The sequence below is a fragment of the Senegalia sp. (in: firmicutes) genome, assembly GCF_052088025.1.
Taxonomy (GTDB): Bacteria; Bacillota; Clostridia; order Tissierellales; family SIT17; genus Anaeromonas.
Window position 1 is genome coordinate 38,168 of record NZ_JBQCYD010000004.1, and the last position, 25,724, is coordinate 63,891.

At 29.0% G+C, this 25,724-nt stretch carries 22 protein-coding genes and 1 other RNA gene; 1 reads left to right on the forward strand and 22 read right to left on the reverse strand.

Annotated features, from left to right (window positions below):
* Positions 1 to 48 precede the first annotated feature (48 nt).
* The 7 genes from ACTHUW_RS01845 to ACTHUW_RS01875 form a co-directional block, all read right to left on the reverse strand.
* The gene (locus ACTHUW_RS01845) at positions 49 to 762 is read right to left on the reverse strand and encodes a M48 family metallopeptidase (RefSeq protein ID WP_442212379.1); all 714 of its coding nucleotides are present in this window, start codon (positions 760 to 762) and stop codon (positions 49 to 51) included.
* A complete protein-coding gene (locus tag ACTHUW_RS01850) occupies positions 763 to 3,852 on the reverse strand; it encodes a type I restriction endonuclease subunit R (protein WP_442212381.1) in 3,090 nt (1,029 codons plus the stop codon). It abuts the gene before it with no gap.
* Positions 3,849 to 5,069 carry a restriction endonuclease subunit S gene (locus tag ACTHUW_RS01855; RefSeq protein ID WP_442212383.1) on the reverse strand — a complete coding sequence of 407 codons (1,221 nt, stop codon included), beginning with the start codon at positions 5,067 to 5,069 and terminating at the stop codon, positions 3,849 to 3,851. The genes ACTHUW_RS01850 and ACTHUW_RS01855 overlap by 4 nt, the downstream gene beginning before the upstream one ends.
* Positions 5,063 to 7,426, reverse strand: a complete 2,364-nt coding sequence (locus ACTHUW_RS01860; RefSeq protein ID WP_442212385.1) for a type I restriction-modification system subunit M — start codon at positions 7,424 to 7,426, stop codon at positions 5,063 to 5,065. The genes ACTHUW_RS01855 and ACTHUW_RS01860 overlap by 7 nt, the downstream gene beginning before the upstream one ends.
* Before the next feature lie 173 nt (positions 7,427 to 7,599).
* Entirely contained in the window at positions 7,600 to 7,749 is a 150-nt protein-coding gene (locus ACTHUW_RS01865; protein ID WP_442212387.1) for a hypothetical protein, read from the reverse strand.
* 94 nt (positions 7,750 to 7,843) lie between these two features.
* Positions 7,844 to 8,236, reverse strand: a complete 393-nt coding sequence (locus ACTHUW_RS01870) for a hypothetical protein (protein WP_442212389.1) — start codon at positions 8,234 to 8,236, stop codon at positions 7,844 to 7,846.
* A 67-nt stretch (positions 8,237 to 8,303) separates the two neighbouring features.
* The gene (locus ACTHUW_RS01875; RefSeq protein WP_442211083.1) at positions 8,304 to 8,855 is read right to left on the reverse strand and encodes an HD domain-containing protein; all 552 of its coding nucleotides are present in this window, start codon (positions 8,853 to 8,855) and stop codon (positions 8,304 to 8,306) included.
* 132 nt (positions 8,856 to 8,987) lie between these two features.
* On the opposite strand from ACTHUW_RS01875, the gene ACTHUW_RS01880 reads away from it, so the two are divergent.
* On the forward strand, positions 8,988 to 9,758 hold the full coding sequence (locus ACTHUW_RS01880; protein WP_442212391.1) for a nitroreductase family protein: 771 nt from the start codon (positions 8,988 to 8,990) through the stop codon (positions 9,756 to 9,758).
* A 57-nt stretch (positions 9,759 to 9,815) separates the two neighbouring features.
* Here the strand turns inward: ACTHUW_RS01880 and ACTHUW_RS01885 are convergent, their stop codons facing one another.
* The 15 genes from ACTHUW_RS01885 to dnaG form a co-directional block, all read right to left on the reverse strand.
* Positions 9,816 to 11,264, reverse strand: coding sequence for an NAD(P)/FAD-dependent oxidoreductase (locus tag ACTHUW_RS01885; RefSeq protein WP_442212393.1), 1,449 nt, complete (start codon positions 11,262 to 11,264; stop codon positions 9,816 to 9,818).
* 25 nt (positions 11,265 to 11,289) lie between these two features.
* Entirely contained in the window at positions 11,290 to 11,781 is a 492-nt protein-coding gene (locus ACTHUW_RS01890; protein ID WP_442212395.1) for an HD domain-containing protein, read from the reverse strand.
* 131 nt (positions 11,782 to 11,912) lie between these two features.
* Entirely contained in the window at positions 11,913 to 13,724 is a 1,812-nt protein-coding gene (locus tag ACTHUW_RS01895) for a BCCT family transporter (protein WP_442212397.1), read from the reverse strand.
* 219 nt (positions 13,725 to 13,943) lie between these two features.
* On the reverse strand, positions 13,944 to 15,257 hold the full coding sequence (locus ACTHUW_RS01900; protein WP_442199773.1) for a WD40/YVTN/BNR-like repeat-containing protein: 1,314 nt from the start codon (positions 15,255 to 15,257) through the stop codon (positions 13,944 to 13,946).
* A gap of 129 nt (positions 15,258 to 15,386) precedes the next feature.
* Entirely contained in the window at positions 15,387 to 15,824 is a 438-nt protein-coding gene (locus tag ACTHUW_RS01905) for a DUF2871 domain-containing protein (protein WP_442212399.1), read from the reverse strand.
* Positions 15,825 to 15,854: 30 nt separating this feature from the next.
* Complete coding sequence (locus ACTHUW_RS01910; RefSeq protein WP_442210570.1) at positions 15,855 to 16,241, reverse strand: HsmA family protein; 387 nt, start codon at positions 16,239 to 16,241, stop codon at positions 15,855 to 15,857.
* Positions 16,242 to 16,384: 143 nt separating this feature from the next.
* Positions 16,385 to 16,951 (reverse strand): TetR/AcrR family transcriptional regulator, encoded by a 567-nt coding sequence (locus ACTHUW_RS01915; protein WP_442197355.1) that lies wholly within the window; start codon positions 16,949 to 16,951, stop codon positions 16,385 to 16,387.
* A 186-nt stretch (positions 16,952 to 17,137) separates the two neighbouring features.
* Positions 17,138 to 18,619, reverse strand: coding sequence for a sodium/proline symporter PutP (gene putP, locus ACTHUW_RS01920; protein ID WP_442197356.1), 1,482 nt, complete (start codon positions 18,617 to 18,619; stop codon positions 17,138 to 17,140).
* Positions 18,620 to 18,810: 191 nt separating this feature from the next.
* Positions 18,811 to 19,968: a DUF362 domain-containing protein gene (locus tag ACTHUW_RS01925; RefSeq protein WP_442197357.1), complete on the reverse strand. Its 1,158-nt coding sequence runs from the start codon at positions 19,966 to 19,968 to the stop codon at positions 18,811 to 18,813.
* Positions 19,969 to 20,074: 106 nt separating this feature from the next.
* Positions 20,075 to 20,415: RNase P RNA component class A (gene rnpB / locus ACTHUW_RS01930), an RNA gene on the reverse strand.
* 27 nt (positions 20,416 to 20,442) lie between these two features.
* Positions 20,443 to 21,177 carry a zinc ribbon domain-containing protein gene (locus ACTHUW_RS01935; RefSeq protein ID WP_442197358.1) on the reverse strand — a complete coding sequence of 245 codons (735 nt, stop codon included), beginning with the start codon at positions 21,175 to 21,177 and terminating at the stop codon, positions 20,443 to 20,445.
* A 22-nt stretch (positions 21,178 to 21,199) separates the two neighbouring features.
* On the reverse strand, positions 21,200 to 22,027 hold the full coding sequence (locus tag ACTHUW_RS01940) for a Nif3-like dinuclear metal center hexameric protein (protein WP_442210573.1): 828 nt from the start codon (positions 22,025 to 22,027) through the stop codon (positions 21,200 to 21,202).
* The gene (locus tag ACTHUW_RS01945; protein ID WP_442212401.1) at positions 22,005 to 22,706 is read right to left on the reverse strand and encodes a tRNA (adenine(22)-N(1))-methyltransferase; all 702 of its coding nucleotides are present in this window, start codon (positions 22,704 to 22,706) and stop codon (positions 22,005 to 22,007) included. The genes ACTHUW_RS01940 and ACTHUW_RS01945 overlap by 23 nt, the downstream gene beginning before the upstream one ends.
* 53 nt (positions 22,707 to 22,759) lie before the next feature.
* Positions 22,760 to 23,887, reverse strand: a complete 1,128-nt coding sequence (gene rpoD / locus ACTHUW_RS01950) for an RNA polymerase sigma factor RpoD (protein WP_442199547.1) — start codon at positions 23,885 to 23,887, stop codon at positions 22,760 to 22,762.
* 25 nt (positions 23,888 to 23,912) lie between these two features.
* Positions 23,913 to 25,709 carry a DNA primase gene (gene dnaG / locus ACTHUW_RS01955; protein WP_442212403.1) on the reverse strand — a complete coding sequence of 599 codons (1,797 nt, stop codon included), beginning with the start codon at positions 25,707 to 25,709 and terminating at the stop codon, positions 23,913 to 23,915.
* Between the last annotated feature and the right edge of the window lie 15 nt (positions 25,710 to 25,724).

Sequence of the window (25,724 nt, forward strand, 5' to 3'; positions counted from 1 at the left end):
ATATTTAAATTTTTTATCTTAATTCTACTTTTATATTAAACCTTCTTATCAAATCCTAGTATTACTCTCATACACCATATTATTAAGTTCAGCCCTTATGCCCCTCCAATTTGGCATGAACTTGTCCATATATGCATGAAATCTTTCATTATGGTGTCTTTCTAATAAATGCACCATCTCATGGACTATTATATATTCAAGGCATCTTGGTGTTTTTTTAGATAATTCTAAATTTATCCATATTCTCTTTGCTTCCACATTACAAGTTCCCCATTTTGTTTTCATTCTCTTTACTCTACTTTCATTCACAGAAACTCCAATTATTTTTTCCCATTTATTGATATAGTCTGGTATAGTTTGCTTTAGATGATTTCTATACCATTCATTCATTATTTTCTCCCTTTTTTCTATAGTGCTATTAGACTTTACATACAAATCTATATATTTTTTATTTCTTATTTCTACCCTTTGCTTTTCTTTTGTTTCAATTACATTTAACAAATATCTAGTCCCTGAAAAATAATGACTTTCTCCAGATATAAACTCTCTTTTTGATTGTCTATCCTGTGATAGAAATTTTGATTTTTGTTTTTTTATCCAAGGAAGTTTTGATATTGCAAAGAGTCTTACTGATTCATCATCTAGCTTTTTAGGTACAGCCAGCCTCACCCTACCTTCTGGTGGATGAACTGACAAATGAATATTTTTTATATTTTTTCTTATAAACTCAATATCAATATTTCCTATATTTATATTTTCCAATTAATATTCACCTTGATTCTTTATTATGTCTATAGTAGAGTCTACAAGCTCTTCATCATCTCCTAGATATTCTCTTAAAGTGTTTTTTACATATCTTTCCTTTATTCTATTCCCTCTCCAACCATCTGGAGTGTTGAATTCAAGTTCTGCATTTATTTCTAATACTAAATCCTTATCTTCATTTAAATTATCATATAGAGCCATCTTAGCTTTAGTATTAATTTCTTTAGGATAGGATTTTGAATCTGATGGATTTTTAGCCCTTTTAGTTAAATCTATGATTGTTTTTAAATACTCTTCATAATCTTTCACTTTTTCTTTTCTCTCTCTAATAAGTTCATCTAATAAAATAGACATCTTTTCATAATATTTTGGATTAGTAGGTTTTTCATCCGTTATTAATTTTCTAACATTGTTTTCTATAGTTTCTGCTGTAGCTTCCTTATCTTCCTTTATACCTTCAGGTAATTCATCTAAGGCATCCTTACCTCTTTCAACTATTAATTCTACTAAAGAAAGGTCATCAAATGCTGATATTTTTTTGTGTTCTTTTGCACTTATATATGAATCTATTAAATGTCTCATAGCTGGCTCATAAGATTTCAAATCAATATAATCATTGGCTGCTATCATTACTTCCAATCGAATGTTGTCATAATATTTTACATCTTTTTTTATTGAATCAATTTCACTATCACTATATCCTGCTTCTTTCATTTCATTAGCTATATGTGAATATGCTCTAAGCAGTCCTGCACTATATTTATATAAGGCTTTTCTCTTTTCTTCATTTTCTTTTAGAGCATCTTTATCACTGGTATCTTCTGCGCAGAAATATCTAATATATTCCTTAGATTCTTTAGGTGGTACTACTGGTTCACAAAGTGCCTTTATACTTTCAAGTGCAGTATCCAGCCTTTCACTAGATTTTTCTAACCTATCTTTTAAAAGACCTTCAACATCTTCTTTTTCATATGAGTCAAATGCTTCGGATGTATAGTCTTCTACTGATTTTTCTAAGCTTTTGAATAAATCCATATAGTCGATCACATAGCCATATTCTTTGTCCTCTCCATCTAAACGATTAACCCTACAAATTGCTTGAAATAGACCATGGTCCCTCATAGATTTATCAATATATAGATAAGTGGCTGGTGGAGCATCAAAACCTGTCAAAAGCTTGTCTACTACTATTAGTAATTTCATTTGAGCTGGTGATTCTATAAATTTCTTTTTTACTTCCTCTTCAAACACCTCTGGCTTTTTACCATTTAGCATCTCCTGATATACTTCATATTTCTCTATATTTTCAGTATCTTCTTCTCCTGTAGATTCACCTTTTATATCAGATATATGAGGATTATATGAGGTAATGATAGCGCATTTTTTAAAACCTTCTCCTTGAAATATTTCATAGTATTTACAGGCTTCATAGATACTTCCAGCGACTAAAATAGCATTACCCTTGCCACTTTCTAATCTATCTTTGGTGCTCATATCATGAATTATGTCATTTACAATTATCATAAGTCTTGATTTGGAGCTTAGTACTTTTTGTAGAGTGCCCCATCTTTGCTTTAATTTGATTTTAGTATGGTCTGTAAGTCCTCTTGTTTTAGCTTCAAACCATTCATCTATCTTTTCTTGAGAATTTATATCTTGTTCTACATCCCTTGCTTCATATTGTAAATCTAGTACAACTTCATCCTTTACTGCTTCATCAAATTTATAGGTATGAATATATGATCCAAATACTTCTATACTTTTTTGTTTGTCTTTTTTAAGAAGTGGAGTACCAGTAAAACCTATAAATAATGAATCTGGTAGAATGGTTTTCATAGCTTCATGTAACTTACCTGATTGAGTCCTATGACATTCATCTACAAATACATAGATATTACCCTTTGCTTTGAAATCCTTGGGTAGTGAATTATTAAGTTCCTCTATATACTTATTGTAATCAGATTCTTTGACCTCTCCACTTTTTTTACCAAATTTATGAATTAAAGAATTTATAAGAAGTGGAGTCGTAGAGTTTAGCTTTTCTATTAAATCTGAACCACTTTTAGTCCTGTAGATACTTTCATCTACACCCTTAAAAACCTTCTCAATTTGAGAGTCTAGCTCTTCCCTATCAGTTATAATTAATATTCTTGAATCCGCTATATTTTCCCTAATCCATTTGGCAAGCCATACCATAGTGAGACTTTTTCCACTTCCTTGAGTATGCCAAATTATACCACCTTCTCTTTTTTTGATTCTTTTAGTAGCTGCATTTACTCCAAAATATTGATTTGGTCTACAAATCTTCTTGATACCACTATCAAACACTATAAAGTCATGAATAATTTCTAAAAATCTTTCCTTGTGACATAATTTTATTATTTGTTTATCTAATAACTCTTTTACTTCACCAGATATTATTTTTACTTCTTCAGATAAGGGATCATTTGCCTTGTCATCTTCTTTCCAGTTTAAATAATATTTTTCACTAGTTTCAATAGTTCCATATCTAAGACCTGCTGTATCATTTCCTGCCATGACTAATTGCATAGTATTATAAAAAGGTTTTATAAATTCTTTCTTCTGATTATCTAAGTTTTGTCTTATGCCTTCTGAAATTGATACAATAGATCTTTTAAGTTCTATAACTCCAAGGGCTATTCCATTTACATATAGGACGATATCTGGTCTTTTAGTATTTTCTCCTTTTACAGTGACTTCTTCTGCAATATAGAAATCGTTGTTTAGAGGGTTTTGCCAATCTATAAACATAACAGTCTCATTGTTTTCACTAAAATCTTCTTTTACCTGAACACCATATCTAAGTAATGTATATACTTCCTTGTTTATATCATATAAACTTTCAATATTATTAGTAGATATTTCTATGAATTTTGAAGTAGCACGATTTATAAGAGTATCACTATAGTTTTGTTCTTTTAAATAATTTCTCAAAAGTTCTTCTTTAATGTTTGAATTGTTTTCCCTATCTTCAAAATTACCAAGATAATTATAGTTTAGCTTGTCAGTAAAAACATTTACTACTCTATTTTGAGTTTGTCTTTCTCTTTGACCTACTTTACTCATATCAATCTAATCCTCCCTGTAAGAAGTTCTTGCATCATGCCTTTTTTAATAGTTTTATATTTTTCTAGTTTTTGTTGTTGTAGTTCTATTTCTGAGTCCATGTCAGATAGTATTTGAGCTATAGCTTTTTGTTCTTTTATGTCTTTAGGTGTTTTTATATTCAATAATTTTAGTGATTCAAAATTCAAAGCAGCCATTGTAGTTGAGCTAGATAATTGTGCAATTTCTTTTTTCATGTAAGTCAAGAGATAATAAAAAAATTTATTATATATTACTATTTTAGGATTTAAATGAAATAAATTATTAGCTATAACTCCTTCAAAATCATATCCAACAATTCCAGGTTCACCATATCTAATCATAAACAAATCATCATTTGATACATGATGTTCAAGTCCTGGATCTTTAATATATCTAGGCAACTCATCATTTTTTGTTAAATCTACTATTCTTATAAACCTTACTAAACCTTCTTCTTTTAATACTCTCTGCTTTAATACAGAGCATTGAACCCCTTGTTTAAAATTAAATAATTTTTCTAAATTTTTAGTTATCCACTCAGCACTAAATCCATCTAATCTTTTCTTTCCTGTAAGTAACTCTTGAATTGTTCCTTGTTTCATTTTTTTCTTTTTATCTATTAATTTTTGAGTTGATTCAATTAAATCATCCATATCACTTAAGACTGTAGCAATAGCTTTTTGTTCTTTTAGTGGGGGTAATAATATTGGAGTTTCTCTTATTGTTTTAAGAGATAAGTTTCTTATAGTAGTTCCAGTTAGTTTATTTTCATAAAATTTGTTAATAGATTCCATTTGTAATTGATAAAAAATATATTTTTTATTTGCACCTTTATTTATATTTATATAACTAGCACTCTTTCCCAAAATAATTTTTTCATTATTATAGAAAGCTAAATTTCCTATTGTACCATTTATTGACATTAAAATTGTATTATTATTTAAATTTTTCTTATGCTTTTCATATTCAATTTTATTTATACATTTTGTCTCTTTAAAAATTTTTATTTTTCCATTGATTAAATTATTTCCATTTATAAAATAAGTCTCAGAATTAGATACATACTTAGGAGTAGTATGTATTCCGTCTCCTATCAAATTAGATATTTCAATAAGATTTACTACTTCCCAATCCTCAGGTATAACTCCGACCTCTGTCTTCTTATATCCATCTCTAATTTTCATCTCTTCTACCATGAAAATCCCATCCTCTTTAAATGTCCTTCTACCTTACTTTCTAATTCTTTTATCTCTTCTTCTATTTGAGGTAATGGCTCGTCATATCTTTCTGCTAGTTCTTTTATCCTTGTTGTTAATCTGTGAGATATTCTTTCTAATTCTCCATTTACTTCTTTAGTTATTGTTGGAACCCATTTATAATCTATTACGAGTCCCTTTATTTGATCTTCACTTAGTTCTTTATATTTATTATCTACTTTTTTATTTAATTCTTTCTCTAACTTTTTGATTTCTTTGTTAGCTTTTGATTCATTATCTACTAATTTTAAATAATTATTTAATACTTCATATTCTTCTTTGTAGTCTTCATTATCTTTGGTTTCTTTTATTTTGCTCTTTAAATTTCCCTTTGTAATGTTTCCTTTGTCGTTTTTTATTTCTTCAAGTATTCCTTCTTCTTCACTATGTTCTTCTTCATATTCTTCTTTTTCTCTTGATATTTCATCTTTTTCTACTTCTTTTGCTTCTATATATTCCTTTTCTTCAATGAAATATTTATCTATTATTAATTCTTGGGGTACCAAATCTTTATCTGCTATCCAGCCATTTTCAACTATCATATAAGTATCATCTTTCATAGTATCTAGCCAATAGTTCATTAGATATTGGTATATGTCATATTTATCTATAAGTATTCTGCCATCAAATTTTTCTAATATATCTTCTGATATTATTTCAATTATTTCCTTTGGGTTTGATCCTGTCTTTATATTTCTAAACATTTCCCTATATTTATTAGACCAATTATTTATAATAGTATTTATTTCTTGCCTGTAGTTTATAAATTCTTCATCATTAAATATAGTTTCCTTTATATTTTCTTTTTCTACATTTAATTTGCTATATCCTTCTTTTTCACTATTAGAAAAAAGTGTATTTCTTGATTTTGGATATACCTCCCAATATTTTTCTAACTCATCTATATCTCTATTTGGTATTCCCCCACTTAGATGAGCTCTTATATCTTGGATGTCTTCCTCTTCAGTGTTATCAATATATCTTGGGATGTTTAGATTATATTCATTTTCTTTGATTTCATCTATTGGTATCATTCTAGAATATTTAGGTATTTCAGTTTTATTATTAAATACGTCTACTATTTTATGAATATCTTGTTCTCTTAATCTATTTTTATTTCCATCTTTGATAAAACCTTTACTTGCATCTATCATAAATATACCTTTTCTTACAGAAGCATTTGCCTTATCAATTACTATGATTGCTGCAGGTATTCCTGTACCATAAAATAGGTTAGCAGGGAGACCTATTATACCTTTTATATATCCTCTTTTTATTATATTTTCCCTTATAGTAGCTTCTGCATTTCCTCTAAATAATACTCCATGAGGAAGTATTATGGCACCTTTTCCTTTGTTACTTTTTAAAGATTTTATTAGGTGAAGTAAAAATGCATAGTCACCATTTTTAGCTGGTGGAAGTCCATATCCATCAAATCTTTTGTATAAATCATTTGCTGGGTCAAAGCCATTGCTCCAACTCTTTGTAGAAAAAGGCGGATTTGCTACTGCAAAATCAAATGTTTTAAGTTTACCTTCTTTATCTCTGAATTCAGGTGAAGATAAGGTATCTCCTTGACGAATATCTGATAGTTCATTGTTATGTAATATCATATTCATCTTTGCAAGTGCTACTGTTGCTACATCTTTTTCTTGACCATATAGGGTAAGACCGTTTCCTGATTCATCTGCTACCTTAAGTAGTAGGGAACCACTGCCTGCTGTAGGGTCATATACTGTTTGAGATTGTTTTTCTATACTTTCAACCCCTATTACCTGGGCCATTATTCTTGATACCTCTGCCGGGGTATAGAACTGTCCCTTACTCTTTCCTGATTCAGTTGCAAAATGCTTCATGAGATATTCATAAGCATCACCTAAAATATCATCGCCTTCTGCTGTATTACTACCAAAGTTCAATTTTTCATCTTCAAATATGGCTATTAGATTAGACAACCTATCTACCATTTCTTTTCCTTTTCCAAGCTTATCAGAATCATTGAAGTCTGCTACTGTTATAACCCCTACTAAATCATTTTCATCTGCCATTTTTCTAATAATCTTATTAGTCTTGTCTCCTATTTCTTTATCACCCTTTAATTCCATAAGGTCTTTGAAGCTTCCACCTTCAGGCACATAAATAAGGGCATCTTTTTTACCATAGTATTTATCTGTTACATATCTCATAAATAAAAGTATTAGTATATAGTTTTTATATTGAGAGGCATCCATGCCTCCCCTTAATTCATCACAACTTTTCCATAGTTTGTTATATAATTCACTCTTTTTTATAGCCATTTTGTCAATTCCTCCATTGTTGTAAATTAATTATATATATATAATTATTATATATATCTTTAGCTATTTTAGCAATTTTCTAAACTTAATTAATAAGTATAATGAGATTTAATATAAAAAAACATAGGTAAAATAATCAATTATTTTACCTATGTTTTAGAAAAAATGTACTTCTAGTTTTTACATCCATTTTTGTTACAAGTGATTCTTTGATGAGAGTTTACCCAATGACTCGATTGATCTTTAGTATCAATACCACATCCAGTCTTTCCACCTTTATTTCCACTATGAATAACACCAGTTGGAATATGCTTTACAGCCATAATATCCCTCCTTTCATATTTTTTTAATAATACTAGTAATTATTACTATAAAAACATATGAAAAATAATATTTATTGAATCATATAATTATTTCCTACTTAACTCCAACTTTTTCTTCTCTTTTGCTTTCCTTCTCACCATACATACCCTTATTCCTAAAATAATGAACCATCAACAATCCTCCAAATACAAGACTAAGCACTGACCATATTGCAAGGTCTGCATATGAACCTATATTTGTTATACCTATTAATCCGCCTAATACATAAAAAACTATAGCTGTTATAAGTATGCCTTTTTTATCTTTTGAAATCATTGCAAGTATTCCACCTATGAGCATTGATATAGCTAAAAGAAAACCTGCACTGCCACTTATCTCACCTTGACCTTCCATAGCGTTTCCTAATCCAACTACACATGATTGAAGCATTATTATCATAAATAGTACTAATGATATGATACCTATAACTTTTTTCACTATGAACATCTCCTCATTTATTAGTTATATCTATTATTTCAAATGAGGAGTCCATTTGTAAGGACAGTAAAAATTGCTAATCAAATACTTTTTCTACATATTTTATGTATTCGTGATATTCTTCATATTTATCTAGGATTTTAAAACTTTCTATAAGTGAGCTATAGTACCACTTGTGTTCCTCTTTATCTTTCATATTAAATCTCTTCCAAAAATTTTCTCCCATATCTTCTCTACAATAATCTCTATATAATGATTTAATATTTGCTAATTTATCTGCTAAAGCCACTATTAATATATCTTCGTCTTTTTCATTTTTCAAATAATTTATTGTATGACCTTTTCTTTCCTTCCAAGATTTTGTCTTATCTTCACTTTGTGCACTTACTAACTCAGCTATTCTCCCATTAAACATTTCTTCTAATGTTTCAATGTTTACTTGTGAATCTTCAACTACATCATGTAAAAGTGCTGCACATATTATGTTTTCATCATACTTGATATGACTAGCTATTGTAGCGACTTCCATTGGATGCATTATATAAGGTATTTCCTTACCCTTTCTCTTTTGATTTGAATGGGCTATGGTTGCAAACATTATAGCCTTGTCTATTAATGAATTAGTCAATATATTCCCTCCAATATAATAATATTTAAAATCCTATTATATTATATCATGAAAATATTTTGAAAATTCAATAGATATATAGAGGATTATTTAAAACTATAGCGAATAATATAAAATAGAGGAGGAATTTATATGAATGAAACCTTAGAAGTATTAAATAATAGAATGTCCCTTAGAAGGTACAAGGAAAAAGAAATTACTGATGAAGATTTAGAGAGGATTCTTCATTCTACTATGAGGGCTCCTAGTGCGGGTAATATGATGCTCTATTCTATACTGGTTATAAAGGATAAGGAAAAAATCAAAAAACTTAGTGAAACCTGTGATAATCAACCCTTCATAGCTAAGGCTCCATTAGTGCTGCTTTTTCTTGCTGATATGGAAAGATGGACTGATTATTTAAAGCACTGCGATATTGAAGAGTATTGTAAGGAAAATGATATGGACTATAAGGGTCCAAATAATGCAGATCTTTTCTTGTCTATATCAGATACTATGATTGCTGCTCAAAATGCTGTAATTGCTGCTGAATCACTTGGTATTGGTTCATGTTATGTTGGAGATATTATGGAGAATTATGAAGTTCATAAGGAAATGTTTGATTTACCTGATAAGGTTTTTCCTATAGGGATGTTGACACTTGGTTATTATCCTGATGATATGAAAAGAAGAAAGACTTCTAGATTTGATGAGAAATATATTGTGTTTAATGAAAAGTATAAAAAGTTATCAAAAGAAGATTTTGATCATATGTTTAAACATTTGAATGATAAAATCAATCCTAATAATAAGGCCCATGCAAAAAATTATGGTCAATTAATTTATTCAAGAAAATTTGGTGCTCCTTTTTTTAAAGAAATGGAGAGGTCTGTAAATGTGATACTGGATCATTGGAATAGATGATAAGATTTAAAAACCCAACTCCTAATTTTTAGGGTTGGGTTTTTATCCTAACTGTACTTATTTCTCAATTTTTCTAATCTTAGTTATATCTACTCTTTTAGGAACTGAATCTAAATTTTCATCTCTTATTTTTACTTGATCAATTGGTATATCTTTTTCTTCTGATATCATTTTTTTTACTCTTGGTCTACAAAATCTACCTTGACAATTTCCCATACCTGCTCTTGTTCTTCGTTTTATAGCATCTATCGACTTAATGGGAATATTTCTATTCATTGCATCAATTATTTCATATTCTGTTACCTTTTCACATCTACATATTATATTTTTCTTTGGGTCTTTATGATCAATTTCTCCTTCAAAGCCCTCTTTATTTTTTATTATAGATTTCCTATAAGGATTAAAGTCTTTATCTTTTTTTAATTTTAAACCTATTTCTTTCAATATATCTACAACCATTAATCCTATAGCTGGGGAGGATGTTAGTCCCGGTGAATCAATTCCTGCAACATTTATAAATCTCTTTATATTACTTTCTTCTATTATAAAATCTCCTGTATTACTTCTTGCCCTTATTCCTGAGAATGTAGTTAAAGCTCTTTTTATATTAAAGTCAGGTATGGATTTTCTGGCGCTGACAACTATTTCATTTAAAGACTCCAAGGTAGTATCTACATTCCACCTGTCTCTTATATCTTCTGCATCTGGTCCTATCATAAAATTACCATGGAAGGTAGTTGTGACTAATACTCCCTTTCCTTTATTAGTTGGAGTCTGGAATATAACAGTATTTACTAGATTTCCTTGATCTTTTCCTAGTAATATATATTGTCCCTTACGAGGTAATATTTTAAAGCTATTGTCTCCTACCATATTAGCTATATTATCACTATAAATACCTGCTGCATTTATAATATATTTTGTATGGATTTCTTTATCCTTAGTTTTCAATATGAAGTAATCTTCTTTTTTTATGATATTTGTTATTTCTGTGTTTAATTTAAGATTTACTCCATTTTCAATAGCATTTTCTACTAGGGCTATTGTCATTTCATAAGGAGATGTAACTCCTACACTTTTACAATAAAATCCGCTCTTTACTTTTTCACTGATATTGGGTTCTATTTTTTTTATTTCATCGAAGGATATTATACTAATGTCATCTTCATCATGACCTACTTTAATTGCATTTTCATAAATTCTTTCTAAGTTTTTTTCATCTTCTTCATCAAATGCTACTACTAATCCTCCTGTTTTTCTATATCCAAAATTAAGTTCTTTGTCTAATTCTTCAAACATTCTATTGCCTTTTATACATAGTTCTCCTTTTAATGTGCCATGCTCACTTACATAGCCTCCATGAACTATACCACTATTTCCTTTTGAAGCTCCTAAAGAAACATCGCCTTCTTTTTCTATTAAGGAAATATTCAAATCATATTTTGATAATTCTCTTGCAATAGATCCACCTATTACTCCAGCACCTATTATGCTAATATCATACATAAAATTCACCTTCTATCTATTAATCCTACATATTATATAGGTCTTTAAATATCTTTTTACCTGCTGAGCTTTTAAATATATTGGTATAAATATTCTTTTTTTCTTCCTTAGATAAGTCATTCTCATAAACATTTACTAGAAAGTCAGCTTCTACTAATATCTGATGGTCTATTTTTTCGATATTGTCATAAGTATGATGATTTGCTATTAAAAAATCTACCCTATCTATTAGTTCAGCTCTATATCTCATTCCTTCAAGTATCTTCCTTGCTTCAGGTGGTCCTTCTATCTCTTGATAGTTTCCAGCAGAACTCTTATATTTTTCCAAGCTATTTTTAATTCCTATATCATGCATTAGTGCTGCTATTTCAATGATTTCTTTTGTATCTTCATCTACATTTTCTATTTCAGAAATGGTTTTTGCAAATCCATATACTTTTAGAAAATGGTTTACTTGCTGTAGATCTTGACTATAGTAGTCAATCATTTTATTTATTACTTGTCCTATTTTAGCCATTAATTCTCCTCCAATAATCAATTATATTAATATAATTATATCATACGAGTCTCTCATATTTCTTTTAATTTATTACATAAAAAAACTCCAAATTTCTTTTTGATATTTATAGAAATTTGGAGATAAAGTTACTATTCTTTTTTTTCTTCTTCTTTATTTTTATTAACCAATGCTTTATCATGAACTTCTGTATTAATAGCTTCGTTGATAACATGACCCCTTCTTACTTCTTTAACTCTCTTATAGACTATTTTTTCTACTTCGTATTCCTGTTTTAGTCCTTCATTTAAGGAATAAATCATCATCAAGAGAATAATTGCAAAGGGCAAGCCTGTAATGACTGAGGCTGTTTGTAGGGCTGTTAACCCACCACCAATAAGTAAGGTAGCAGCAACTACTCCTTCCATTACTGCCCAAAATACTCTTTGAGGTATAGGTGAATCTAGTTTTCCTCCTGATGTTAAATGATCTACTACAAGTGAACCTGAATCAGAAGATGTAACAAAGAAAACTGTCACAAGGATGATACCTACTACTGATAAAATACTACTAAGTGGTAGTGAATCCACCATAGCAAAAAGTGCAAGTGAAGTATCTGCGCCTATTATTGATGTAATGTCTGAAAGTCCATTAATTTCTTGAAATATTGCCGTTCCTCCAAATACTGACATCCAAAATAAGGATAATAATGATGGAAATAGCATAACTCCTAGAATAAATTCTTTTACAGTTCTTCCCTTTGATATTCTTGCTATAAACATGCCAACAAAAGGAGACCAAGAAATCCACCAAGCCCAGTAGAATATTGTCCATCCTCCCTGCCAATTACTATCAGCGAAGGTCTCTGTCCATGAACTCATTTCCATAAAGTTAGACATAAAATAACCCATATTTTGTGTAAAGCCACTCAGTATGTATACAGTTGGTCCAACCAATAAAATAAAGATCAAAAATATTCCAGCAAGAACCATATTGATCTCACTAAGTCGCTTAACTCCTCCATCAAGTCCTAATACTACTGAGATTGTAGCTAAGGCTGTAATTCCTATAATTAATCCAACTTGAATTGGTACACTAATTGAAACACCAAACAAGTGGTTTAGACCTGCATTTATTTGTGATACTCCAAGACCTAGTGATGTTGCTAATCCTGTTAAGGTTGCTAGTACAGATAATATATCAATTAGGTTACCCCAAAATCCATAAATTTTGTTTCCAATGATTGGATAAAAAACTGAACGTATGGTAAGAGGTAGCCCTCTATTATATGCAAAAAATGCTAGTGCTAATCCTACTAGTGAATAAATAGCCCAAGGATGTATTCCCCAATGGAAAAATGTGGTAGCCATCGCTGCTTGTACGGCTTGTGGACTATTAGCTGGTAGGTCTCCAAAAAGTGGTGATGGACTGTTTAAATGTGATATTGGTTCTGCAACACTCCAAAATAATAAGCCAATTCCCATTCCTGCACTTAGAAGCATTGCATACCAGCCAAACTTAGTGAATTCTGGTTTAGCTTCTGCCCCACCAATTTTTAAATTCCCATATTTTCCAAATGCAAAAACAATTGCTGCAATTACAAAAATATTTGCTGATAAAATTAAAAACCATCCTGCATTATTAGTAATTCCATTTAAAGTAGCATTAAAAACATCTTCAGCCCTACTTGGAAACATAAGTGTTAATGAAATAAAAATAGCTAAAAATATTACAGAGAAAACAGTTACTTGGGGATGTATATCAAAACCATATCCTTCCCAATTATTTTCTCCTGGTTCCTGTTTTTTTGATTCATCAAATAAAGATACTGTTGGACGAATCTGTAAACCTTTAAATGGTTTACGATTTTTTATAGCTTTTCGCCTTGCTTCTTTTTCTGCTTTTTTTAACTTCTTTGCTAAATTTTTTTGTGCTTCTATTTCTTCTTTTTTTTCATTCTTCATAGAATTCCTCACTTTCTTTAGTAATTTTGGTTTTGCATATCATTATACATTATTCTAATTATATATCCAAGGGAATTTTGTATGTTTCTCTGATTTTTATACGAATTATATAATATTTTGGCAATAATATATATTATTGCCAAAATATTATATATTTTATCATTAAAACAATTTTAATTGAGTACCTCTTATATAATTTACCATATTCTTATATTCGGCTTATCCTAATTCTTCAGAATGTGGTTCTACTAATCCTATATACTCCCACGTTTTTCCCTTATCTTCTGATTTTAATTTTGCTTTTATTCTTCCTCCTAGATAATCCCCTTGAGAGCCTTGATTTACTAAAAGAAATAGCTCTCCATTTTCTTCATATGGGATTTCTGGTTGGATAAAAGGCTCAAAGCTTGCATCCATCCACTGTTTTTCTATAGTTGGTAATATTATAGGTTCAAATGTGCTTCCTCCATCTTCGGTCCTATAAAAGTTGGTTTCTGCTCCTTCTATTCCTGGATAAGATATGAATCCTATATTTTCATCTATAAAGCCTGCTGATTGTATTAGCCAAGTACTAGGTCCAAACCCTATTTCTTTAAAGCTATGACCTCCATCAGTGCTCTTATATATGACTTGTACTTCTTGAGACATTGTTCTTCCAGCACTTGCTACTACATATCCTATATCATCTGTTGGAAAGCTTAAAAACTTCACTCTATTGCTATCTATTTTTTCATCTATTATAGTAGTTTCAAAAGTTTTTCCCATATCTTCTGAATAAGTAATCATGAGGGGATTTTCCCTATTGCCACCATATACAAAGGCTGTTTTTTCAGGACTTACTATATAGCTACCTTCTTGTAATTGGTTATAGTAATCATTACCATCTCCAGTTTCTACTAATGTTTCTAGTGAAATTGGAAGCTCTATCCAATTAGTTCCTCCATCATAACTTACATAGCAAGTTTGATCTTCTATTTTATAGGTATATTGCTTCTTTCCATAGGGAATTTCAGTTACGTGTTCATTTTCATATTCGTCTCTTTCTTTTTCTCCACTTGCTTGATATTTTTCTAAATCATATCCTGCAGGTCTTTGAATCTTTTTTACTGTAAAAATAGTTTCTTCATCTAACTCTTCTTCTTCAAACCATAAAACCCATTGAATAGAAATTTTATTATTCTTTATAATGCCATTTAAATTATAATCTATCTCTTCATCTATTTGTTCAGGTTCGATTAAAAAGTTTATTTGAATTATATTTTCTTCTTTAACTTCAATACTATCAATAGCATAGCTATTTATCTTTTTATTTCTAGCTACAAATTTTCTTTGGTATTGACTTATATATTTATCTAGCCATTCTTCCCCTACTTTTCTTATATTACTTGTATCAGACTCAACTGAAAATCCTTCTGGAGCTTTAAATACTAATTTACTTTGTTGATATTTATAATATCCAAAATAGGAAAGAATTAGAATTAAAATTACTGCTGATATTATTAAAATTTTGGATTTTGTATCTTTAAGTTTCATAATTTGTTCTCCTAACTATATATAATTTTACATAATATAATTATATCATAGCAATACTTAATATCTAAATTTAAAAATATATAAAAAACCCCTAGAATATTTTACTTTATTCTAAGGGTTAAAATGCAATTATATTTTTTGTGTTTGATACTTAAAATCTTTAGATGCTTTATTTAAAATTAAAAGCATTGTTATAAGTCCAATTGTTAGAGAAATATGTCCAAGTCCAGCTATTCCACTAAAAGCTTTATTCAAGCTGCTACTAACATTTGATTCTAATACTTGTGTAATACCTCTTACTAAAAACATTACTATAGTTGTCATAAGCCCTACATTATAAAAGATATTAAAAATCTTAAATCCTTTAAAAGTACTCATTTGAAACTTATCTTCAAATAAAGCAAGGATTAGAAAAAACATCATACCTAAAATCAAAGTGTGGACATGTATGAATGCTAAAGGTGTGCCTCCTTCTACTCCATTAAATTTAGTGAATTCTCTATAGAAAACACCTGATGCAAGACCAATTATAGCGTAATAAATTGCAATTTTTATATAACGATTCATCAATTTATACCTCCTATTTAATATATAAAATTATATTATATTCATTCCCACCAACATCCCTAATATAAAAGAAATTAACCAAATAAGCCAAACTACTATACTGAACTTGTGGAAATTTTTCTTTGCCTTTTCATCACCTTTTACATATACTAAAACAGCCCATATTAGATGTATTAACATTAGAGTAACAGCAAGTCCTCCTGTGACCTGATGAATTCCTAGCTTACTTCCACCTCCATCTTGTGCTATCTGTCTCATCAAAATAGTTCCGGTAGTATCTAGTATCAATCCTATTAAAAAGCTAATTAAATGTTTTACTTTTATAGTGCCTGATAACTTCTCACCCCATACACCAAATGTATAAAATATTAGGGCTAAAACCATTGCTATACTTGCTATTATTAAAGTACTATCCATATTCATTCTCCTAACATACTATGTTTAGAAGTAATTTTTACTAAGGCTTCTAAGCACAGTTCTTATTTTTTACTTAGCATTTAACACATTAATGAACATTGTTCATCGTTGTTCAAATTAAAAATCATACTTAGGTGTATGATTCAATTTGACATTATTTTTTTTAGAAGTTCAATAAAAAATTTCATATCTTCTTTTTCTTTTTTAAGCATAATTAACATATTCTGAAATATAAACTCCGACATATTTTCTTTTGAAATAGTTTGCGACCATGGATACTTTTGTAATTCCTTATCCATATCTATTAATAATCTTATTTTATCGTACATTTTTTGAAAATATTCATCTTCTTTTTGTCTTCCCATTAATTTTTCGTGAGTTTTTAAAAGAGCTAATTGTTCAAGCCAATTCTGTTTAAACTTATGAAGATATTCATATAAAATACTATAAACCTTTTCTAGATTCTCATAAAAATCATTATCTCTTAAACTTCTCCAATCAACATCATTGAAAACCCCTTGCCAAAAGTCTTCTATAACAGATATCAGTAATTCACTCTTTGAAGGAAAATAATTATATACTGTTCCTATAGCAACTCCACTTTTTTTTGCTACACTGCGTATATTTATTTTATTCATACCTTCATTTAGAGCAATCTCTTTAGCTTTGGATAAGATAATTTCTTTATGGTTTCTATTAGAGTTTTCCACTTTTAATATTCCTCCTGAACATTGTTCATCTTATTATATATTATTTATTTTTCATTGTCAAAATATTTTTATACTATTAAGGTAATATCCAACCGAACATTACTTATATTTCTCTACATTTCATATAAAAAAGCATATAAATTTCTTTAATAGTTAAAAAGAAATTTATATGCTTTTAATTTTATTTTATACTTTACTTGTTAATATAGAATCAAATTCATCTTGTATTTCTTTTGATGGTTCTTTTCCCATTAGACTTACTACAACTATTACTATACATGCTAATAGAAATGCTGGTACCATTTCATATAATTCAAATATGCCACCTGACAAGTTACCCCAAATAAATACTGTAACTCCTCCTACTATCATACCTGCTGCTGCACTCATCCTTGTCATTCTCTTCCAAAATAATGAGAATAAAACTACAGGTCCAAATGCTGATCCAAATCCAGCCCATGCATTTGCTACTATATCAAGTACAGAACTATCTGGGTTTAATGCAATAATGTATGCAATTATAGCTATGGCTAAAACTGTAAATCTACTTACCATTAAAAGTTGTTTTTGTGTTGCTTTTTTATTGATAAGTGGTTTATATAGGTCTTCAGAAAAAGCTGATGCAGTAACTAGTAGTTGTGAATCTGCAGTGCTCATAATTGCTGCTAATACAGCAGCTAAAAATAGTCCTGCTATTATTGATGGAAGCAATGTATCTATTAAAACCATAAATACCTCTTCAGAATCACCAAGCATTTCCGGTATAACTACTCTTCCTACCATACCTACAACTATAGCAGCTATTAAACTTACAGTAACCCAAGTCATAGCAATTCTTTTTGATTTTTTAATTTGAGATGAAGATTTTATTGCCATGAAACGAACTAAGATATGAGGTTGTCCAAAATATCCAAAACACCAAGCAAATGATGATAAAATAGCAAGCAAGCCCATTTTACTTCCATCTAGATTTGTAAGGGGATTTAAAAGTTCAGTGTTAAATCCACTAATTGTATCTAATGTAGCTGTGGGTCCTCCGTTTGTAACAATTGCAATAACTGGTACTGTCACAACGGCTATAAACATTATTATTCCTTGAATAAAATCTGTTGTACTTACTGCCATAAATCCACCTAGAAATGTATATGATACAATCACTATAGCTCCTATTGTAAGTGCAAATGTATAATCTAATCCAAATACAGTTGAAAAAAGTTTTCCTCCTGCTACAAATCCAGATGCTGTATAAATAGAAAAATAAAATACTATAATTATAGATGATACTATTCTAAGTATATTATTTTTATCTCTAAACCTATTTCCAAAATAAGATGATAGAGTAAGTGAGTTTCCTGCTACTTCAGTATATTTTCTAAGTCTTGTTGCGACGAATTGCCAATTTAAAAATGTACCTATACCAAGTCCTAATGCTATCCATACAGAACCTAGTCCTGTAAGATATGCTGCTCCTGGAAGTCCCATGAGTAGCCAACCACTCATATCGGATGCTTGTGCACTAAGTGCTGTTACCCAACTTCCAAGCCCACGTCCTCCTAGTACATAATCAGAAATATCTGTTGTTTTCTTATAATAATAAATCCCTATTCCGAGCATAACTCCTAAGTATAATATAAATGCTACTAATATTGCCAAATTACCTTCTAACATAAATTCTCTCCTTTAATTTTATTTACTTCAAGTACTATGTGAAAAACACGAACTTTAAATTAATTATTCATGCTTTTAACTGTTAAATAGTATACACCCTTAGAGTTTATTTGTCAAATATTCGTGAAATATATATTAAATGGCTCCTAGCATTCTAGGAGCCATTTAACTAAGTGATTATATACTTTTTTCTATAATTTTGCCATTAATTTCATGACTAGTGGTCTATGGATATCTATTGCATTTACCGGACATAATTCCTGGCAACAAAAACATCTTATACATTCATCTAAATTTGCAATTGGTTTATTGTTATTATCCATAGTTATTACTTGTGGTGGACAATTGTCTAGGCATCTTCTACAAGATATACATATTTCACTATTAAATATAGGTTTTGGTTGGATGAGATTATTTAATATATCTCTCATGAATTTGGGTAATTTTCCTTCTAGTAAATCTAAGCTTCTTATATCTGGTACTATAAAATCATCTATTCTAAGTTTATTTATATCTTCACCAAGTAATTCAATGTCTGACATGTCACCTTTTATTAGTTCTCTTTCTATGCATCTTTGTATGGTAGGTACTTTTGTAGGATTTAAATTTATCAAATTTGTAGCTACTACATCTAAATGATATGGGCTTGTAGATGCTATTACAAGGCCTATATGGCGTGGTTCCCCTCCACTTGGACCATTACCCTCCATTCCTACTACTGCATCCATAAAGGAAAGTACTGGCTTTGAGAGCATACATATATCTACTAATGCATTTGAAAAGTCTTTATTATTTGGCATACGAACATGATATTCTGCTTTTTCAAGTCCTGCTACTATACCAAACATATTTTTTACTGCTCCAGTAAACATCATCATTCCATGGGTTTTTAATTTGGATACTGAAATAACCTTGTCTACTTCATTTAATACTTCTATTGCATTTATATTTTTTAATATTAATCCATTTTCATTTTTCATATTAACTGCATTTGTATTGTAATTAAGCTTTGCTCCTACTTCATCTGCTATTTGCTCTATCCCACAAGCCTTATATACCCCATTTAAGATAGATGTATTGAATGGACCACCTGGACTATCTCCTATTATCACTTCTGCTCCATAGTCTATTAGAACCTTTGCTAGAGCTTTTGTAAATATAGGGTGGGTTGTTGTAGCTTCCTCTGGCCTTTTTTTCATAAGCAAATTTATTTTAAGTAATACCTTATCCCCCACCTCTATATATTTTGCTATTCCACCTAAATTTTCAAATGATTCTATTATAGACTTTTCCACTTTTTCATAATCATAATCTTTGCATTTTAAAACTGATACTTTCGTCTTATTCATATTTTCACAGCCTTTACTTTGAGCTTTTATTAATATAATACCATATTATTTTAATATTCTATACAACAAAAAACCATTACCTCTTGCGGTAATGGTTTTTATGATTCATACGACTAAATCTATAAGCCGAGTTCTGTATTTGACGATCATCTTTCTAGGTCTATTGTTGCCAATAGACTCAAGCGACCTACCTACGGGATGCTACGAGCAGTAGCTTTTCTAGTCCCTACTTGGTCTTGCTCCGGATGGGGTTTACATAGCAGACTAGTCACCTAGCCTCTGGTGAGCTCTTACCTCACCTTTCCAGCCTTACCTACTTAAAAAAGCAGGCGGTATATTTCTGTTGCACTATCCTTAAAGTTGCCTTCACTGGGGTTTAGCCAGCACCCTTGCTCTATGGAGCTCGGACTTTCCTCATGCAATGCATGCGATCATCTGATTTACTCGTACTAATAATATATCATAGATTAATCCTTACTTCAAGTGGGTATCATTTCCATCTTGATCATAATAAAGTATTCTACCACAATTATCACAATTTACGATTTCTTTCCCTCTTTTAACTTTTGATATTACAGAAGAAGGTATTGACATATGGCAACCTCTACATTTATCATCTTCTAATTTTGATATTGGTTTAGAATTTTTTTCTTTTAATTTTTCATATTTTGCTAAATGTTCTGGATCTAATGAAGATTTTAGAGTTTTTATTTGATTTTCTAAATCCTGGTATTCTTTATCTATATAATCTATTTTAATTTTGTTATTCTTTTTAAAATTATTATACTTATCATTTAATAGTTTATGTTTTTTTTCTGAATCATATAGTTTGTTAGTATTAAATTCTATAATCTCCATAAGTTCTAATATTTCATTTTCTAATTTTTCCTTTTTTTCTTTTATATCCTTTTCATCTTCTTGTAATTTAGTTAATTTTTTTACGTTTGTAGTATCTCCACTATATAATTTTGTATTTATTTCTTTTAGTTCAAATGTGATTTCTTTTAATTTATGGTTTAATCTCTTTATTTTAATATCATCTACTTCTAACTGAGTTTTGAAATTGGTTATGTCATATTCTTTTTCTTTCATGCTAACTATTATTTCTTCTAAGTTTTCATTTGTTTGTAGATAACTTTTATCTTTTAATAAATTTTTTAAATCTTTTTCATGCTTATAGATTATCCATAGATTTTCAATTTTACTCATAAAATCCCCCTAAAATACACTTTTATATTGTCTTGTATGGAGCTATATTATCATTCTTTGCTATTATAATTTCTACATCAGAATCAACTTTTTGATCTAAATATTTTTTTATTCTATTCATTACAATTTTTTCTGTATGGAAATGTCCTGCATCTATTAGTATTATTCCTATTTCATTTGCAAGCTGTGCATCATGATGTTTGATATCTCCTGTAATATATACATCCGCCTTCTTCTTGTATGCATCTATTATGAAATCTGAACCACTTCCTCCTGCTACTGCCACTCTTTTTATAGGTTTTTCAATATCTCCATAGACTCTTACATCTTCTACTTTTAATTTTTTCTTTATTTTTTCTGCTAAATTTTCTATATTTGTTTTTTCTATATGACCAACTCTACCTATCCCGTACTGATTTCTTTTATTTTCTAATTCTATTATATCACATTCAACTTCTTCACTATTAGTTTTGACTAATATTTCTGGGTGTTTTATATCTAGGACTATTGCAAGTTCATCATTTACTCCATCATTAGATGAATCTAAATTTGTATGGGCAGAATATACTAATATATCATTTTTAATTAACTTTTCTATCATTTTACCCTTATAGCTTTTAAAATCTATTCTTTTTAGATTGCTAAAAAACAATGGATGATGAGATATTATCATATCTACTTGTAAATCTATTGCATCATCTACTACTTCTTTAGTAATATCTAAGGCTAATAGTACTTTTTTTACTTCACTTTCTACATGACCAATTTGAATTCCTACATTATCCCAGTCTTCTGCTATAAATTGTGGTGCTATTTCTTCTAAATGATCAATTATAGTTTTTGCAATCATTATATATCACCTCTAATTTTGAAAGTCTTTTTTTAAGTTCTATATATTTTTGGTTTTTTTCTTTATCACTGTTTTTTTCTATATTTTCTAAGATTGTTTTTGTCTTTTTTATCTTTTTTTCTATATGCAATTTTAGCAATGGATCTTTTTTTTCAATTAGTTTTTTACCTATTTCATAATATATATTATTCTTTATTTCATCTTTGCCATGTACTGCTACTATTATTTCATAAAATCTATTATCTTCACGTACTAATTTTTCATCTATTATTTTATAATTATTTTTATATAGATATTTTCTCAAATCACTACTTGCTATCATAGGTTGTAAGATGAATTTTTCTATAGTTTTTACTATATCTTTATTGTCATCTAAAATATTTGTGATTAATATTCCACCCATTCCTGCTATTATTGCAGTATCTACCTCATCTATATTAATTGGACTTAAGCCATCTCCTAGCCTTGTATCTATCTTTTCATTTAATTTTTTTGTATTTATATAGTTTATAGCAGATTGAAGTGGAGCTTCATTTATATCACAAGCTATTACTTTTTTTGAGATTTGATTTTCTATTAAATATACTGGAATATAACCATGATCTGTTCCTATATCTGCAACTAGAGTATTTTCATCTACCATCTTAGCTATTTCTAATAATCTTGGGCTTAGGTTCATTTCTACCTCCTTAAATATTTAGAAAATATAAAAATGCTCAAAATTGAGCATTTTTATTCTAAAAAGTCTTTTAATTTTTTGCTACGACTTGGATGTCTTAGCTTTCTTAGTGCTTTTGCTTCTATCTGTCTTATTCTCTCACGTGTAACATCAAACTCTTTACCTACTTCTTCTAAAGTTCTTGCTCTGCCATCATCTAATCCAAATCTAAGGCGCAATACCTTTTGTTCTCTATCAGTAAGAGTGTGTAATACTTCTACTAATTGTTCTTTTAGCATTGTAAATGTAGCTGCATCAGCTGGTGCTTGAACATCTTCATCAGGTATGAAATCTCCTAAATGACTATCTTCTTCTTCGCCTATAGGTGTTTCAAGTGATACTGGTTCTTGGGCTATTTTTAATATTTCACGTACCTTTTCTTCATCTAAACTCATTTCTTTTGCTATTTCTTCAGGTAGTGGATCTCGACCTAAATCTTGCAATAATTGACGTGAAACTCTTATAAGTTTATTTATAGTTTCTACCATATGCACAGGTATTCTTATTGTTCTTGCTTGATCTGCAATTGCTCTTGTTATTGCTTGTCTTATCCACCATGTTGCATAGGTTGAAAATTTGTATCCTTTAGTGTAGTCAAATTTTTCTACAGCTTTTATAAGACCCATATTACCTTCTTGAATAAGGTCTAAAAACAACATTCCTCGACCAACATATCTTTTAGCTATACTTACTACTAATCTTAAATTGGCTTCTGATAATGTTCTTTTGGCTTCTTCATCTCCTGCTTCCATTCTCTTAGCTAGTTCTACTTCTTCTGGACCTGTTAAAAGAGGTACCTTACCTATTTCTTTTAAATACATTCTTACAGGATCATCAACACTTACACCCTTTGGAACTGTTATAAGAGGTGCTTTATGCTCTCTCTTTTGCTCTCCTATAGTATTATCATCATCATCTTCTTTATCTCCTACTACATCTATACCCTTATCTTCTATTTCTTGATATATTTCATCTATTTCCCCAGGTGATAAATCCATTTCTTCTAAGGGGTCTATTATTTCCTTGTATGTGAGCATACCCTTCTTTTTACCTTTATTAATAATTTTTTTAATTAGTGCTTCTTTTTTGATATCATTTTTATTTGCTTTTTTAGTTTTTTTATCATTCTTTTTATCGTTCAATGAATTTGCTCCTTTCAATAACCAATTAGTTATTCATTTTTAAATCTTTATTTAGCTGAGTATATTCTATAAATAGTTCATTTAATTTTTCAGTTTCTTTTTTATCACTCAGCTCTTTTATTTGCTTCTTTAATTCTTCTCTTCTGATTTTTAATTTATAGTAATTGATATTTTCAATATAGTCTAATACTGCCTTTTTTTTGTCATCTACAACTAAGTCTATATTCAAAATTTCATCTAATGTTTTTATTAATTCTTGATCAAGTTTTCCCTTTATATCTTCTATATCTATATCTTTAGAACTTTCGTATTCTTCATATAGTATTTTTGCTATTTCCCTGTTTTCTTCATTTAAAAAATCTAAATATATGAAGTTATCCTTTATACTTTCATATATATTTTTATGATTTATAATTAAATTGAGTAAATTCTTTTCCGATACAATATGTCCTGATTCTTGCTTGTATTCTACAGGTATAATGTATTTCTTTTGATTGTAATTATAATATCTATTTGAAGAATTATCCTTAGCTTTGTTTACATCTTTATATATTTCATTTTTTATAGCTTGTAAGGATATATTTGTGCTGTTTGCAATTTCATTTATATATACATCTAATTCTATTTCATTTTTTATGCTTTTAAGAAAACTTGCTATTTCTTTTGTGAAATTTATTTTACCTTCTGAAGTAGATATATCAAATTTCTTTTTAAGGGAATATATTTTATAATCAATTAAATTAAGTGATTGATCTATAGCCTTTTCAAAAGCCTTTATTCCTCTTTCTTTTATGAAATCATCTGGATCTTTTCCTTTTGGTAAAATTATAACTCTTGGCTTTATACCTTCTTTATAAAATACACTCAATGCCTTTTCTGTAGCCCTAATACCTGCATCATCTGAATCATAGCAGATAAAAAATTCTTTTGCATATCTTTTTAGAAGTTCAGCTTGATTTCTTGTAAATGCTGTGCCAAGAGATGCTACTGATTCATTTATACCATAGTTGCTTAGTGATATAACATCCATATATCCTTCTACAAGTATTGCCCTATTATAATACTTGTTCTTTTTTAATATATTTATACCATAAAGATTATATCCCTTGTTAAATACTGGCGTATCAGGAGTGTTTAAATACTTAGGCAAACTATCATCTATTACCCTTCCTCCAAAACCTATAATTTTTCCTCTGATATTTATTATAGGAAATATTATTCTGTTTCTAAAACGATTATAATATCCACTACTATCTTTTCTTTTTACTATTAGACCCACCTTATAAATTAAATCAGTTGAATATCCTTTGCCTTTAAGATATTTAAATAAATCATCCCAACTATCATTTGCAAATCCAATTCCAAATTTGTTAATTATCTTATAGTCTAATTGTCTTCTTTTTAAATATTCTAATGCATTTTTATTTTGTTTTAAATTTCTATAATAATATAATGCTGCTTCCCTGTTTATATTATAAAGCTTTTCTTTTTGTTCATATTTCTTTTTTTCTTCTTCATTATTATACTCAGGAAGCTCAATATTTACTTTATCTGCTAATTCCTTTAATGTTTCTATGAAATTTAAATTCCTATGCTTCATCAAAAATGTTATAACATCTCCTCCTTCTCCACAACCAAAGCAATGAAATATTTCTTTAGTTGGAGATACCATAAAGGATGGAGTTTTTTCATTGTGAAAAGGGCATAGTCCCTTATAATTTGTACCTGTCTTTTTTAAATCTACATAGTCTGAAATAACATCTACAATATTGTTTGCATCTCTTATTTCATTGATTAATTCATCATTATAATTGTTAGGCACCTTAAATCACCTTCA

Bases quoted from the DNA above. Each gene is read 5' to 3' on its own strand.
- ACTHUW_RS01850 (WP_442212381.1), bottom strand. From the start codon at position 3,852: ATGAGTAAAGTAGGTCAAAGAGAAAGACAAACTCAAAATAGAGTAGTA.
- ACTHUW_RS01855 (WP_442212383.1), bottom strand. From the start codon at position 5,069: ATGGTAGAAGAGATGAAAATTAGAGATGGATATAAGAAGACAGAGGTC.
- ACTHUW_RS01860 (WP_442212385.1), bottom strand. From the start codon at position 7,426: ATGGCTATAAAAAAGAGTGAATTATATAACAAACTATGGAAAAGTTGT.
- ACTHUW_RS01865 (WP_442212387.1), bottom strand. From the start codon at position 7,749: ATGGCTGTAAAGCATATTCCAACTGGTGTTATTCATAGTGGAAATAAA.
- ACTHUW_RS01870 (WP_442212389.1), bottom strand. From the start codon at position 8,236: ATGTTCATAGTGAAAAAAGTTATAGGTATCATATCATTAGTACTATTT.
- ACTHUW_RS01880 (WP_442212391.1), top strand. From the start codon at position 8,988: ATGAATGAAACCTTAGAAGTATTAAATAATAGAATGTCCCTTAGAAGG.
- ACTHUW_RS01885 (WP_442212393.1), bottom strand. From the start codon at position 11,264: ATGTATGATATTAGCATAATAGGTGCTGGAGTAATAGGTGGATCTATT.
- ACTHUW_RS01890 (WP_442212395.1), bottom strand. From the start codon at position 11,781: ATGGCTAAAATAGGACAAGTAATAAATAAAATGATTGACTACTATAGT.
- ACTHUW_RS01895 (WP_442212397.1), bottom strand. From the start codon at position 13,724: ATGAAGAATGAAAAAAAAGAAGAAATAGAAGCACAAAAAAATTTAGCA.
- ACTHUW_RS01900 (WP_442199773.1), bottom strand. From the start codon at position 15,257: ATGAAACTTAAAGATACAAAATCCAAAATTTTAATAATATCAGCAGTA.
- ACTHUW_RS01905 (WP_442212399.1), bottom strand. From the start codon at position 15,824: ATGAATCGTTATATAAAAATTGCAATTTATTACGCTATAATTGGTCTT.
- ACTHUW_RS01910 (WP_442210570.1), bottom strand. From the start codon at position 16,241: ATGGATAGTACTTTAATAATAGCAAGTATAGCAATGGTTTTAGCCCTA.
- putP (WP_442197356.1), bottom strand. From the start codon at position 18,619: ATGTTAGAAGGTAATTTGGCAATATTAGTAGCATTTATATTATACTTA.
- ACTHUW_RS01925 (WP_442197357.1), bottom strand. From the start codon at position 19,968: ATGAATAAGACGAAAGTATCAGTTTTAAAATGCAAAGATTATGATTAT.
- ACTHUW_RS01935 (WP_442197358.1), bottom strand. From the start codon at position 21,177: ATGAGTAAAATTGAAAATCTATGGATAATCTATAAGCATGAAAAAGAT.
- ACTHUW_RS01940 (WP_442210573.1), bottom strand. From the start codon at position 22,027: ATGATTGCAAAAACTATAATTGATCATTTAGAAGAAATAGCACCACAA.
- ACTHUW_RS01945 (WP_442212401.1), bottom strand. From the start codon at position 22,706: ATGAACCTAAGCCCAAGATTATTAGAAATAGCTAAGATGGTAGATGAA.